General features: G+C 37.4%; 12 protein-coding genes. 1 reads left to right on the top strand and 11 read right to left on the bottom strand.

Annotated elements, in window-relative coordinates; genetic code table 11:
• Positions 1 to 287: 287 nt before the first annotated feature.
• The 8 genes from hflC to ACE199_RS06650 all read right to left on the bottom strand — a co-directional run bounded on the left by hflC (position 288) and on the right by ACE199_RS06650 (position 9,670).
• Positions 288 to 1,220 carry a protease modulator HflC gene (gene hflC, locus ACE199_RS06615; protein ID WP_127761605.1) on the bottom strand — a complete coding sequence of 311 codons (933 nt, stop codon included), beginning with the start codon at positions 1,218 to 1,220 and terminating at the stop codon, positions 288 to 290.
• Positions 1,220 to 2,191, bottom strand: coding sequence for an FtsH protease activity modulator HflK (hflK, locus tag ACE199_RS06620; protein WP_375349074.1), 972 nt, complete (start codon positions 2,189 to 2,191; stop codon positions 1,220 to 1,222). Before hflK ends, hflC begins: the two co-directional genes overlap by 1 nt.
• Before the next feature lie 258 nt (positions 2,192 to 2,449).
• Positions 2,450 to 4,213, bottom strand: a complete 1,764-nt coding sequence (pnpS, locus tag ACE199_RS06625) for a two-component system histidine kinase PnpS (protein WP_483878199.1) — start codon at positions 4,211 to 4,213, stop codon at positions 2,450 to 2,452.
• Complete coding sequence (locus ACE199_RS06630) at positions 4,210 to 4,932, bottom strand: response regulator (RefSeq protein WP_375349076.1); 723 nt, start codon at positions 4,930 to 4,932, stop codon at positions 4,210 to 4,212. The genes pnpS and ACE199_RS06630 overlap by 4 nt, the downstream gene beginning before the upstream one ends.
• Before the next feature lie 183 nt (positions 4,933 to 5,115).
• Positions 5,116 to 6,048, bottom strand: a complete 933-nt coding sequence (mdh, locus tag ACE199_RS06635) for a malate dehydrogenase (RefSeq protein ID WP_127761610.1) — start codon at positions 6,046 to 6,048, stop codon at positions 5,116 to 5,118.
• A 130-nt stretch (positions 6,049 to 6,178) separates the two neighbouring features.
• Positions 6,179 to 7,447, bottom strand: a complete 1,269-nt coding sequence (icd, locus tag ACE199_RS06640) for an NADP-dependent isocitrate dehydrogenase (RefSeq protein ID WP_127761611.1) — start codon at positions 7,445 to 7,447, stop codon at positions 6,179 to 6,181.
• A 151-nt stretch (positions 7,448 to 7,598) separates the two neighbouring features.
• A complete protein-coding gene (gene citZ, locus ACE199_RS06645; RefSeq protein WP_375349077.1) occupies positions 7,599 to 8,714 on the bottom strand; it encodes a citrate synthase in 1,116 nt (371 codons plus the stop codon).
• Positions 8,715 to 9,214: 500 nt separating this feature from the next.
• Positions 9,215 to 9,670, bottom strand: a complete 456-nt coding sequence (locus ACE199_RS06650) for a DUF441 domain-containing protein (RefSeq protein ID WP_252286974.1) — start codon at positions 9,668 to 9,670, stop codon at positions 9,215 to 9,217.
• Between the two features lie 178 nt (positions 9,671 to 9,848).
• Here ACE199_RS06650 and ytvI point away from each other — a divergent pair, with 178 nt between their 5' ends.
• Entirely contained in the window at positions 9,849 to 10,967 is a 1,119-nt protein-coding gene (ytvI, locus tag ACE199_RS06655) for a sporulation integral membrane protein YtvI (RefSeq protein ID WP_375349078.1), read from the top strand.
• A gap of 129 nt (positions 10,968 to 11,096) precedes the next feature.
• On the opposite strand, the gene aceA is transcribed toward ytvI, so the two are convergent.
• The 3 genes from aceA to ACE199_RS06670 form a co-directional block, all read right to left on the bottom strand.
• Positions 11,097 to 12,383: an isocitrate lyase gene (aceA, locus tag ACE199_RS06660; protein WP_127761615.1), complete on the bottom strand. Its 1,287-nt coding sequence runs from the start codon at positions 12,381 to 12,383 to the stop codon at positions 11,097 to 11,099.
• 49 nt (positions 12,384 to 12,432) lie between these two features.
• Complete coding sequence (gene aceB, locus ACE199_RS06665) at positions 12,433 to 14,025, bottom strand: malate synthase A (protein ID WP_375349080.1); 1,593 nt, start codon at positions 14,023 to 14,025, stop codon at positions 12,433 to 12,435.
• 480 nt (positions 14,026 to 14,505) lie between these two features.
• On the bottom strand, positions 14,506 to 14,718 hold the full coding sequence (locus ACE199_RS06670; protein WP_375349081.1) for a hypothetical protein: 213 nt from the start codon (positions 14,716 to 14,718) through the stop codon (positions 14,506 to 14,508).
• Positions 14,719 to 14,729: the final 11 nt, after the last annotated feature.

Genomic DNA, 14,729 nt, shown 5'->3' on the forward strand with positions numbered 1-14,729 from the left:
GGGATATTAAGGATAAAGCCTACATCCATGCGGAGTTCCGCCCCTACAAATCAACAGAGTTTCCACTCCATCCTACATCCTCATACCAAATAAAGGGGAAAACAAAGGCGGCGCGAACGCAGCACGCACTCTTAAAAGCCTTAAGCTTGCACTACGTATTTCGCAACATTAAGGGAGAACCCTCACCCTATGCGGAGTTCCGCCCCTTCTCCTAAAAAAAACCGTTCATTTTCTTCCTCTATTCTACCATGAGAAGAAGGAGAAAGAAAAATGACGGCTATTATAGTTTACTTCATATTCCCCATCAACAATCTTGCATAAGGAGAGTCAGATGGCAACACAATGACGGTCTGTTCGCCAATTGTTTCTTTATACGAATCTAGCGTTCTATATAATTGATAAAACTCTGGATCTTTGGAGAACGATTTATTGTAAATCTTAGCAGCTTCTCCTTCTCCCTCCGCTCGAATCACTTCTGCATCCGCTTCTGCTGTGGATAACAGCTCTTTCACTTTGCGATCAGTATCTGCAATAATTCGATTCTTCTGCGCATCACCTTTTGATAAATATTCTTGAGCCTTCGATTCTCGTTCAGAAATCATTCTCTTAAACACAGACTCTTCATTTTCAGCAGGTAAGTCCGTTCGTTTTATACGAACATCTGTCACAAGAATCCCATAATTATCTTGGGTAAGCAATTCATTCACTTTTTCTGTTACTCGATCATTCAAACTTCCTCTTGAAGATTTTTCATCATTAATAATTTCATCATAATTCAATTGACCAAGCTCAGAGCGAACAACAGAATAAATAAACTCTTCCATCCTTGCTTCCGCATTTTCAAATGTTCTAGCATTCGTAATCATCTTCTTTGGATCATCAATACGCCATACTGCATAGTTATCAATGAGCATTCGTTTTTTATCTTTTGTATTAATTTCAGCTTCAGATACATCATAATTCATTTGATATTTTGGTAAAGTTGTCACACTTTGAATAAAAGGGATTTTAAATTTTAAGCCGGGGCTCTTATCAATGCGGACGACTTCTCCAAATTGGCGTACTACTTTGTATTCCCCTTCTTTTACAATATACACATTCGTTAGCAAAATCAGAAGTAAAGCAATCAAAATAATAAAGAAGATACCAGCTTTCACATAGCCGCGCCACTGAAGATGATCTTTTCGTTTACCTTCTAAATCAACAATCTTTGGGCTCATTATTCTGCTCCCCCTTCCTTCGTTGATTTTTGCTCTTTCGTTTCTTCCTCTGTCTGTTCCTTTGTCGCAGCAGCTTTGGAATCAAGCGCACGTAATGGTAAGTATTTCATCGTGTTTCCATCATCATTCATAATATAAATTTCAGCATTTGGCAGCACTTGTTCCAGCGTTTCAAGAATTAAACGAGAACGAGTGATTTCCTTATTACTTTTATATTCAGCATACAATTTATCAAAAACTGCAACATCTCCACGTGCCGTTTCTATTCGTTTCGTTTTATCTCCTTCTGCAGCTGAAAGGATTGCTGCTTTTTCCCCTTCTGCTTCATTCATACGTTTATTCTCGTATTTGCTCGCTTCGTTAATTTTCGTATTCATCGTTTCACGTGCATCCGTTACAGCGGTAAAAGCACTTCTAACATCATCATTCGGTAATTCTACATCTTGAAGCTTCACAGCTAAAACAGAAATACCAACATCATATTTCCCTATTAATTGCGATAATAATTCACGCACATCAGCCTCAATCTCTGCTTTTCCTGACGTTAAGGCATCATCAATTTTTGTGCTTCCAATAATGCTTCGTAAGGCAGCAGAAGTCGTATTATACAAGATTTCTTCAGGGTCATTCGCATTGAATAAATACTTCGGTGGATCAGTAATTTTCCATTGGACAACAAGGTCCGCCAGCACAATATTTTCATCACCTGTAATCATCTTTGTTTCATTTGGATACTCAGAAATTTTCCCGCCTTCCTGTTTATACCCAAATTGTAAACTAAATGTCTCCTTTGACAGCTTTTCCACCGATTGAATCGGCCACGGCAGTTTAAAATGCAATCCTGGTTCGGCTACGGTCTGTTCTACCTTTCCAAATGTTAAAATTACAGCTTGATCAGATTCATCTACCGTATACCAAGTAGATATACCTACTATTCCAAGAATTACAATCAGCAACGCTAACCCTGTCATCGTATATATTCTTTTTAAACTAGCGATAGTAACCCCTCCCTTTTTTTCTCTCTATATACTGTATGTACGCCCAGAAATGGATAAAGTTTCATAAAATATTAAAAATGAATCTATCTTATCCAATTTTTAATAACAATTATTGGATAGGACTCTGCAAAAAAGATGATACTTAGGGCGTAGTTTTATCCACTCTCCTCCATTATTTAGCGTAGCCATAAAAAAAGTGAAGACCTAGTAGCCTTCACCCTTCAAACGTTGCTATGCATGCAGTTTTTTATATAACGTCACGGTAAATGTTGTACCAACACCAACTGTACTTTCAACCGTTACTTTTCCATGATGCACTTCTAGTATATGCTTCACAATAGCCAACCCTAAACCTGTACCTCCAGAATCTCGACTTCTTGCTTTATCTACTCGATAAAAGCGTTCAAAAATTCGTGGAAGCTCTTTTGATTCGATACCAATTCCATTATCTTGAATCTCAACAATGACTGTATCTTTCTCTTCTTTCACACAAACCTTTATAGCTCCACCAGTTAACGTATAATTAACAGCATTACTCATTAAGTTGATAAATACTTGTTTAATACGTGATAGATCACCTTCAATGAACGCTTGATCCGGACCAACGATGTCTAATGTGAGCTGCTTCTCTTCTAATCTTGTTGATAACATCGTGGAAATGTCTGTTAACACTGGGATTAAATCAACATCTTGACGATTCAAAACAAATACTTGCTGCTCCATTTTCGAAAGATTCAGTAATTCTTGAATAAGCACTTGCAGACGATCACTTTCTTCTAAAATAATGGTTAAGAAGCTGCGCAATGTCTCCTCATCATGAAGAGCTCCATCAAGAAGCGTTTCAGAAAATCCTTTAATCGATGTAATCGGCGTTTTTAACTCATGTGATACATTGGCTACAAAATCCTTTCGAATTTGCTCTAAGCGCTTCAATTCAGTAATATCATGGAAGATAAGCAAAATCCCATTCCACTCATCATGATTACCAATAATTGGAGCGCCATACACTTCAAAATGCCTTGGCTCTAATTCGAGCGGCAGCTTCATTTGACGCTTAATAATTTGTTCTGTTCGAAAGATTTCTTCTATAATCGAAATAATTTCCTCAAATTCAATGACTTCATAATAGGAACGAAACATAAAGTGCATAGGATCCACATTAAATAAATGTTTATATTCACGATTAATAAGCGTAATATAGCTTTTACTATCAATAAAAATAACGCCGCTTCCAATGTTTTCAATCAACGTTTCAAGTCGATCTTGATGCATCTCTCTAGAAATTTGTGCTTCTTCAAGATTTCTCGCCAAAATATTTAGGGACGTGATAAGCATTTTCGTTTCTGCCGAATAAGTCTCACTCGTTCGTGCTCTATAATTTCCTTGAGCGAGTTCAATAGCTGTCATCGTTGCTGCTTCAATCGGTCTTGCATATCGTTTCGTAATCATACTTCCAAGCATCAAAATAATGATAAGCGCGGCCCCTAAACTAACCGTTAATATTTGCCACATTTGTTGATTCATTTGTTCAATGATGGAAATTTCACTACTATGTACGATATACCCTTCTATTTCATCATCGGTCTTAATCACTTGCCAATAATAATGAAAGTCCGCTTTTCCTTCAGGCACTTCATAGCCTTCTTGTCCTTGCGCCTTTATAATTTGTTGCAGTACCTTGGCATGGCGATCCGGATGCTCAATTTTCTCTTCATTCGAATCGTATAACACATCCCCTTCATCGGTCAAAATCGTAACATTTGAATCAATAAGCGGCTTTAAATCGACTGTATCATTCCGGTCTAAAAAAGAATGAATCCCGCCATGTTCTTGAATATAATGCGCGATAAATGTTGTTTCCTTTTGAATTTGCTCATTAAATGCTTGTACATAAGAATTTTTAAATAAATTCCCTAACAGTACGCCAAGAGCAATTAAAACAACAATGATTAAGGTAATTAACGCAAAAAAAAGCTTTTTACGATACGTCATTATTCCTGTTTAGGCTCCTCTAATTTATATCCATGTCCTCGAATTGTTTTAATATATAAAGGCTTCCTCGTATCCTTTTCGATTTTTTCACGAAGGTGACTAATATGCACATCTACAATACGCGAATCTCCAACAAAATCGTAATTCCAAACAGCACTTAATAACTGATCTCTTGTCAATACTCTGCCTTTATTTCTTGATAAATATACGAGCAGTTCAAATTCCTTTGGTGTCAATTCAAGTAGCTCATCATTAAATGAAGCTTCGTATCGATCTGGATAAACTTTTAAGTCACCAATAATCAACGATGGTTGCTCATCTTCTTGTGTCCCTTGTTCCGCAATTGGGGCTTGCTGCTGAGCACGTCGGAGAATCGCTTTAATACGCGCCACCACTTCCCGCGGACTAAAAGGCTTTGTTAAATAATCATCTGCTCCAAGCTCTAGTCCAAGCACTTTATCAAATTCATCATCCTTAGCTGTTAGCATTAGAATGGGAACATTGACTTTTAACTGACGAAGTTGCTTACATACTTCAATTCCATCCAATTTTGGAAGCATTAAATCTAACACAACAAGATCCGGTTTCTGTTCGACCACTGTTTGAAGTCCTTCTTCCCCATCAAAAGCTGTTATCACGGAGAAACCCGCTTGCTCTAGATTATATTTAAGTAAAGTAACAATTGATTTTTCATCATCCACAACAAGAATTCTCTTAGCCATTTTCTCCTCCTACAATCCATTCTATTCCTATGACCTTCATTCTCATTTTATTATACACATATTAATTATGAAAGAGAAAAGAAAATGGACCTAGAACGAAAGCATAAGACGTTTGAATTCTCTTTGAGCATAGAAAAAGGCAATGACTTTGAGCCATTGCCTTTTTTCTCTATTATAAAAAACTTATATTAATACGCTCATTACAACTTTTACTGCTTCAGCAGATTTATCAAGTGCTGCTTTTTCATCAGCTGTTAAGTCAAGCTCGATGATTTGTTCGATACCACCAGCACCAAGGATTGTTGGTACACCAAGATAAATACCTTCATAACCGTATTCACCTTCAAGGTAAGCGATTGAAGGAAGAACACGACGCTGATCTTTAAGTACAGCTTCAGTCATTTCTACCAGCGATGCAGCTGGTGCATAGTATGCAGATCCGTTTCCAAGAAGTTCAACAATTTCTCCACCCCCAGTACGAGTACGAGCAACGATTGCTTCTAAACGGTCAGCTGGGATTAATTTTTCTAATGGAATTCCGCCAGCGAAAGAGTAACGAGTTAATGGTACCATCGTATCTCCATGTCCACCAAGAACGAAACCAGTGATATCTTTAACAGATAGGTTTAATTCTTCTGCTACGAATGTGCGGAAACGAGCTGTATCAAGTACACCAGATTGTCCGATTACGCGGTTTTTAGGGAAACCAGACTCTTTGTATACTGTGTAAGTCATAGCATCAACTGGGTTTGTTAATACGATAATTGTAGAATTTGGAGAATATTTGACGATTTCTTGAGTTACAGCTTTCATTACTTTTTGATTTGTTTGAACTAAATCGTCACGGCTCATACCTGGTTTACGAGCGATACCAGCAGTGATGATGACTACGTCAGAATCAGCAGTATCCGCATAGTTAGAAGTACCAGTGATTTTAGCATCAAAACCTTGAACTGGGCTAGCTTCTAACATATCAAGAGCTTTACCTTTTGTTGGGTTTTCAGCTTGTGGGATATCCACTAGTACAACATCGCCAAGCTCTTTTTGAGCTAATAAAAATGCAGTTGTAGCACCAGTAAATCCGCCACCGATAACTGAGACTTTTTTACGAGACATATTTTTCTCCTCCTTCAATATGTAATAATACAAAATTTTCCCAGATAAAGCAATGCCATATATACGATTATACAATGAAAAAAGCAGCTATAAATAAGCTGCTTTTTCATAAAATGTATCTGAATGAGAATTAAAGATTTTTGATTAATTCGTCAGCAAACTCAGAGCATTTAACTTCTGTAGCGCCTTCCATTAGACGAGCGAAGTCATATGTTACAACTTTAGAAGCAATTGTTTTCTCTACTGAAGCTGTAATGCTTTTCGCTGCTTCATTCCAACCAAGGTGTTCAAGTAAAAGTACACCTGAAAGAAGAACTGAAGATGGGTTAACTTTATCAAGACCAGCGTATTTTGGAGCTGTTCCGTGAGTAGCTTCGAAAATAGCGTGTCCAGTTTCGTAGTTGATGTTAGCTCCTGGAGCGATACCAATACCACCAACTTGTGCAGCTAGTGCATCAGAGATGTAGTCACCGTTAAGGTTCATTGTAGCTACTACATCAAACTCTTTTGGACGAGTTAAAATTTGTTGTAAGAAGATATCAGCGATAGAATCTTTTACGATGATTTTGCCTTCAGCTTCAGCAGCAGCTTGTGCTTTGTTTGCAGCTTCTGTACCTTCAGCTTCTTTAATTTTGTCATATTGGTTCCAAGTGAATACTTGATCAGCGAATTCAGTTTCAGCTACTTCATAACCGTAGTTTTTGAATGCGCCTTCTGTGAATTTCATGATGTTACCTTTATGAACTAAAGTTAAAGATTTACGGCCTTCTTTGATTGCATAGTTAAGAGCGGCACGAACAAGACGTTTTGTACCTTCTTCAGAAATTGGTTTAATACCGATACCAGAAGTTTCTGGGAAACGAATTTTGTTTACGCCAAATTCGTTTTGTAAGAAGTTGATTAATTTTTTCGCTTCGTCAGAACCATTTGCATACTCGATACCAGCATAGATGTCTTCTGTGTTTTCACGGAAGATAACCATATCAGTGTCTTCAGGGCGTTTAACTGGTGAAGGTACACCGTCAAAGTAACGTACAGGACGTAGACATACGAATAAATCTAATTGTTGACGTAATGCAACGTTCAATGAACGAATTCCGCCACCAATTGGAGTTGTAAGAGGTCCTTTAATAGCGATTAGATACTCGTTGATTACATCAAGAGTTTCTTGTGGAAGCCATTCGCCAGTTTGGTTGAATGCTTTTTCCCCAGCAAGAACTTCTTTCCATTCGATTTTCTTTTCGCCATTGTATGCTTTTTCTACTGCTGCGTCTAAAACGCGTACAGCTGCTGCCCAAATATCAGGACCGATTCCGTCACCTTCGATAAATGGTACTACTGGGTTGTTTGGTACGTTAAGTGCTCCGTTTGTAACTGTGATTTTTTGTCCTTGTGTCATGTCTATACCTCCGGTTCAAATTCAAAGGTTAGTGGCTCTTTCCAAATTGGCGAGCCAGCTAACCTTTTTTTACTCACATGTATTAATTTACTACAAATCAGTCGAAATATTAAACAAATTTTTTAAAAAAATTTTATTTTATTAAAAAATTTTATCGTTCATCAACTGGTACGTATTTTTGCATACCTGGTCCATTGTACTCTGCACGTGGACGAATTAAGCGGTTGTTTGCATATTGCTCAAGGATGTGAGCGATCCAACCAGACGTACGGCTTACAGCAAAAATTGGTGTAAATAGGTCATGCTCGATATCTAAGCTGTGGTATACAGATGCAGAATAGAAATCTACGTTTGGTGGTAGATTTTTCTGACCAGTTACTAATTCATGAATTTTAACAGACATTTCGTAGTATTCTGGTTGACCAGTAAGCTCAGTTAATTTTTGTGACATTACTTTAAGGTGTGGCGCACGTGGGTCACCTTTACGGTATACACGGTGTCCAAAGCCCATGATTTTTTCTTTATTTGCTAATTTTGCGTTGATGTAAGGCTCAACGTTTTCAACAGAACCGATTTCTGTAAGCATTTTCATAACTTGCTCGTTTGCTCCACCGTGTAGAGGTCCTTTAAGAGCTCCGATAGCAGATGTGATACCAGAATAGATATCAGAAAGTGTAGCTACACATACACGTGCAGTGAATGTAGAAGCGTTTAATTCATGGTCAGCATGTAAAACTAATGCTTTGTTGAATGCTTCTTCTGCGATTGCAGATGGCTCTTCTCCACTAAGCATGTATAAGAAGTTCGCAGCAAAGCTTAAATCAGAACGTGGAGCAACTGGATCTAAACCTTTACGAACACGTGAGAATGCAGTTACAACTGTTGGGATTTTCGCTTGAATGCGGATTGCTTTACGATAGTTAGCTTCGTCGCTCATTACATCAGCTTCTTCATCATAAAGTGCAAGTAAAGAGATTGCCGTACGAAGAGCTCCCATTGGGTGAACTTTATCGATTGGGTATGATTTGAAGTGGTTAAGAACTTCTGCTGGAACTTCTGCGTTATCAGCAATTTGTTGTGTTAACTCTTCTAATTGAGCTTTATTTGGTAATTTTTTATGCCATAATAAGTAGATTACTTCTTCAAACGTTGCGTTTTCTGCTAAATCATCAATGTTATAACCTACGTAAGTTAATGTGTCGTCGATAATTGAACTAACAGATGAAGTTGCTGCTACAATACCTTCTAGACCTTTTGTTGCTGTCATATAAAATCTCTCCTTTTTTAAAAATATTCCCCTATGCCCATTACTTATTGCGTATAAATATAGCGCCTCCAAGAACTAAGTATTATAACTAATCATATATATTTTTAGAAAAAACCGCGCTTCCTTCGTGAAAGCGTTCACATTAAAGATAGACTATGCTATGTATTCTACCTATCGTTCGCTTACCGTTTTCTAAAAATCAAATATGCGTTTTACTTTTTCTAGCGAGCGCTTGGTCAATAACTGCCTGAAACGCTTACAAGTAATCTTCGCATCCATTAAAATGATTCGGACGCTTATTTATCATTTTTCAGCAGTTACATGTTTATTATAAACAATAATCACTTTTTTGGGAATGAAAAGCACTTAAATTGTGAAAAAATTATTATTTTATTAGAAAAACTCACCTATATTCTTCCTTTCCCGCTTCATAAATCGTTGTTTAAAGCCAGTCAAATCAATAATTCCGTATACTCCTAAAGTATCCCCATTATTTTTTATTAGTTCATAAAATCGAACAATTTCATGCATATATAAGCGATTCCAGCTCCTATTAGCGGGCCCACTGCCACACCTTTGAATAAAGCAACAGCCAGAATTGTACCTAAAACAAGCGCCGTTGTAATATGCGGATCATGCTGTAATAACGTTAATCCGTTTTTAGCGATTAAAGCAACAGCGACTCCAGATATAAGAGCAATCCAAGCATAAGGAGACTTAATTGCTTCCCCCAATTCCTTAAAGCCAATCGCACCGCTTGCAATTGGAACTAATACGGCAATCGTGATGATTGTAACCCCTAGATTAATCCCCTTTCCCTCTAAATAAGGGAATATTTTTGTGTCAAGCATAAGCAATTTCATCAATAACAAAAAGCCTGCTGCAACCATTAGCGATGTATTCTTGCCAAGCCAGCCAATGATTCCAAGCAACAGTAAAAACACAATCGGACCCATTCACTCTCTCCTTGCTACCCTTATTTATTATTTCAACATAACAAAACAAGTATATTTTCCAAAGATTTTTTAGATGAAGCAAATGAAAAATCTACTCGCTTTATCAGTTAAAACTTTCCAATTCCTCTTCCTATCGTTACAATTATATAATACAAATATTTTATAAGGGGGAGAAGCTTTGAATTCCGTCTATCTTTATCGTTTTATTCGATGTTTCTTCGTCATTGCATTAATTAGTTTAGGCTGTACTGCTCTTTTTTATTTATCAACTTATACATACCCATTCATCATCGCCGTCATATTGGCCTTCTTTATGAATCCGCTCGTTACCCTTCTTGAGAAAAAGGCACGATTGCCAAGAAGCCTTGCTGTATTACTCTCTCTTTTGCTTATCTTTTCTGTCTTAGCTGGACTTCTTACATTACTTATTATTGAAATTGTCTCCGGTACGACTTATTTAGCAAGCGTACTTCCAACACATATCGAAACCTTTGTTACATTCATCGAAAACTTCATCGCCCAAACCATTATTCCTTTTTATAATGAAACCGCCACCTTGTTTAACAGACTAGATGTTGCCCAGCAGGATACAATCATGAAAAATGTTCAACAGATTGGACAATCTATTACTACAGCCGTCAGCGAATTTATTCAATTTATTTTAAAAAATATACCCGCTATTCTTGGGTGGTTTCCAAATACAATAACAGCACTTATTTTTTCCTTAATGGCTACTTTTTTCATTAGTAAAGATTGGCACCGCCTTGGAGGATTAACGGCTAAATTTCTGCCTTATAAAGTGTCTTCTCGTGCAAAAAGAGTGGTCTATGATCTGAAACGAGCTTTATTTGGCTTTATCCGCGCTCAATGCACATTGATTTCTTTAACAACGATTACCATTTTAATTGGGTTATTAATTATGCGAGTAAACTATTCTATTACAATCGCCTTAATTTGCGGTTTCATTGACATTATTCCCTATTTAGGAACGGGGACTATCTTTATTCCTTGGATGATTTATGAAGTAATGACTGGAGATGTTAGTTTTGCCATTGGACTTGCTGTCCTGTATATCATCGTCGTTGTGCAACGGCAACTCATTGAACCGAAAGTTCTTTCTTCAAGCATCGGTATTGATCCATTAGCTACACTTATTTCTCTATTTATCGGGTATAAATTAATTGGCTTTTTGGGATTAATTATCGGTCCAATCATCCTTGTGATAATTAACACCCTGCAGCGGGCCAACGTTTTTACTGAAATTTGGGCATTTATTATCGGACCAAAAAAAGAGTAAGGGATTCACTCTAAAGTAGAGTTACTCCCTTACTTCAATACATACTATTCCTTTTTGAGTAAGGTAATAGACACGACACAGTATTTCATTGTTCACCACTATAATTAGTAGGCAAGATTAAAATTCATATTATTTATTAGATGTTTGGAATTGTTCTGCTTCCGTTGAACCAGCAAGTGCTGTTGTAGAAGACGTTCCACCAGATACAACTTGTGCTACTTCATCAAAGTAACCAGTTCCAACTTCACGTTGGTGACGAGTTGCTGTGTAACCGTCTTTTTCACTTGCGAATTCAGCTTGTTGAAGCTCTGAGTAAGCAGCCATTCCGCGCTCTTTGTAACCTAAAGCAAGATTGAACATGCTGTGATTTAATGAGTGGAAACCAGCAAGTGTAACGAATTGGAATTTGTATCCTAACTTACCAATTTCTTTTTGGTAGCTAGCAATTTCTTCATCGCTAAGTTTAGCTTTCCAGTTGAATGATGGTGAACAGTTGTAAGCAAGTAGTTTACCAGGGAATTTCTCATGAATTGCCTCAGCAAAGCGACGAGCTTCTTCAAGGTTCGGCTCAGACGTTTCACACCAGATAAGGTCAGCATATGGTGCATAAGCAAGACCACGAGCAATCGCTTGATCAAGACCAGCTTTTGTACGGTAGAATCCTTCTGGTGTACGCTCACCAGTGATAAATGGTGCATCAACTGGATCAATATTATCTGTGATTAAATCTGCAGCGTCAGCATCTGTACGTGCGATTAAGAGTGTTGGTGTACCCATTACGTCCGCAGCTAAACGAGCAGAGACTAAGTTACGTACAGCTGTTTGAGTTGGTAGAAGAACTTTCCCACCTAAGTGACCACATTTTTTCTCAGAAGAAAGTTGGTCTTCGAAGTGAACGCCTGAAGCACCTGCTTCAATCATACCTTTCATTAATTCGAATACGTTAAGTGCTCCACCGAAACCAGCTTCTGCATCAGCAACAATTGGTGCGAACCAATCGATGTCTGTGTTTCCTTCAGAGTAAGAGATTTGGTCAGCACGTTGTAATGTTTGGTTAATACGTTTTACTACTTGTGGTACAGAGTTTGCTGGGTACAAGCTTTGGTCAGGGTACATTTGACCAGCAATGTTTGCATCCGCAGCCACTTGCCAACCGCTTAAGTAGATTGCTTTTAAACCAGCTTTTACTTGTTGCATTGCTTGGTTACCTGTAAGTGCACCAAGTGCGTTAATGTAATCCTCTGTATGAAGAAGGTTCCATAATTTTTCTGAACCGCGACGAGCTAATGTATGTTCAATATCGATTGATCCTCTTAATTTGATAACATCTTCAGCAGAATAAGGGCGAGTAATCCCTTTCCATCTTGCATCGTTTTCCCAGCTTTGTTGTAATTGTTTTGCTCTTTCTTCTCTCATGATTAAATTCCTCCTAATTTTTATATAAAATTATGAAACTATTTAACTATTATGAAAGATGTTCATATGCCGGATTCGTTAAAAAATCGGCAAAGTCATCAGCTAAACTCAATTCTTCAAACAGCTTGGCGGCTTCGATGAATCTCCCTGTTGCGAATGCTTCTTCCCCTACTTCCGCTTGAATGTTTTCTAACTCTTCTTGTTGGATCGATTTGAATAGCTCACTTGTAATGTTTCGACCATCCTCAAGAATTCCCTTTGGATGATGAATCCATTGCCATACTTGCGCTCTTGAAATTTCTGCTGTCGCGGCATCTTCCATTAAATCGTGAATAGGAACCGCTCCTCGACCGCATAACCAAGAAGCAATATATTGAATACCAACATTAATGTTAGTACGTAAACCGCTTTCAGTGATCGTTCCTGTTGGGACCTCCAATAAGTCCTCTGCTTTTATTTGTATATCCTCACGTTTACGATAGATTTGGTTGGGCTTTTGAACAAGCAAGTCAAATACTTCTTTTACAATACTGACCATGCCAGGGTGAGCTACCCATGTTCCATCATACCCATCTCTCGCTTCACGCTCTTTGTCTGCACGCACTATAGCAAAAGCTTTATCGTTCTTTTCGACATCACCTTTCACTGGAATTTGTGCAGCCATTTCACCGATTGCCGGAGCATTTCGGTTGTGACACGTTTGGATTACGAGCAAGGAATATGCTCTCATATTCGGTACTGTCATCGTAACTTGTGCCCTATCCGGGAAAATACCATGATTATAGTGACGGAATTTTTTCAAGAAGCTGAATATGTAATCCCATCGCCCACTATTCAAGCCAGCTGAATGTTCTTTCAGTTCATATAGAATCTCATCCATTTCAAAAGCGGCTAAAATTGTTTCGATTAGTACAGTTGCTTTAATTGTACTTTGTGGGATTTTTAAATCATTTTGTGCATAAACGAACACATCATTCCATAGTCTCGCTTCAAGATGATTCTCCAATTTGGGAAGATAAAAGTATGGTGCTGTCCCTTTTTCCAGCAATGCTTTTGCATTGTGAAAGAAATAGAGTCCAAAATCGAAAAGGCTGGCTGAAATCGGTTGACCATTTAAAAGCACATGCTTCTCTTCTAAATGCCATCCTCTAGGTCTTACTGTTAAGACAGCTGTTTTTTCGTTTAGTTTATATAACTTTCCATCTGAATTTTCGAAGGCAATCGTTCGACGAACTGCATCTCGTAAATTGATTTGACCTTCAACGCAATTCGACCATGTAGGCGAATTTGCATCTTCAAAATCAGCTATGAAAAGATTAGCACCTGAGTTCAAAGCATCGATTATCATTTTCCGCTCAACTGGTCCAGTGATTTCTACACGGCGATCTTGAAGATCTTTCGGCAGTGGATCAATCGTCCAGTTATCTTCACGGATATGTTTTGTTTCTTCTAGAAATTGAGGTACTTTACCTTGGTCGATTTCTTCCTGAACTTTCATGCGTCTTTCTAAAAGTTCTTTTCTTCTTGGACCAAAATACCGCTCAATTTTTGCAATAAATTGTAGAGCTTCTGGTGTAAGGATTTCCTCAAAACCAGGTTTTATCTCCCCATTAATTTCTAGACTCTCTACTTTGGTAACCATATCGTTTTCTCACATCCCTTCGGAGCTCCCCTCATGTTATAATACAGTTTTTCTTTCCCTTGTTTGTATTATATAACACACTTTCTGTGTTTGTCACCATTTTTTCTAAAATTTATAATAAATTATTTTTTCTGGAAGAATAAATCCCTTGAAAACCCTTATATATCAATATTTTTACAGATATTTTATTTTATCTTTCTTTTCTAAATATATAGAATTTTAGAATAAATTTAAAGTATATATCCAAATTTGTAGTTTTATGTAAAATAAAACAGAAATATAGTTTATTAAATAATTAAGCTTTGTTAATCAACAGCTTATTCAACTAAACATTCTTATGTCGGTTTAACAAGTTAAACATATATAACTAATAATCGTGTCATGTACTAGTACAACTAGCCAAAGGGCATATATTGAAAGAAAAACAGACCCGAAATGCTTACTCTCGGGTCTGTTTTTCTTTTGAATCATTTAAATCTTTTAAACTTGCTCATCGATCCATTCAATAGAAATCGTGAGCTTATTTTCACCGAATGCTGATTTATGGCTAATCTTATACTCCATATCCTCATCTGGAAAATCGATTTTTTTGCCTCTTACTGAAAAATCGTCTTCTTCTAGCTGGGCTGCTACCCTTTTTAATAATTCTGCATATTGCAAACGTCTACCTACAAATTCTTCTTCTAATCTCATTATCATCACCT

Source organism: Peribacillus sp. Hz7 (assembly GCF_042136355.1).
In the GTDB taxonomy this organism is placed as follows: Bacteria; Bacillota; Bacilli; order Bacillales; family DSM-1321; genus Peribacillus; species Peribacillus asahii_A.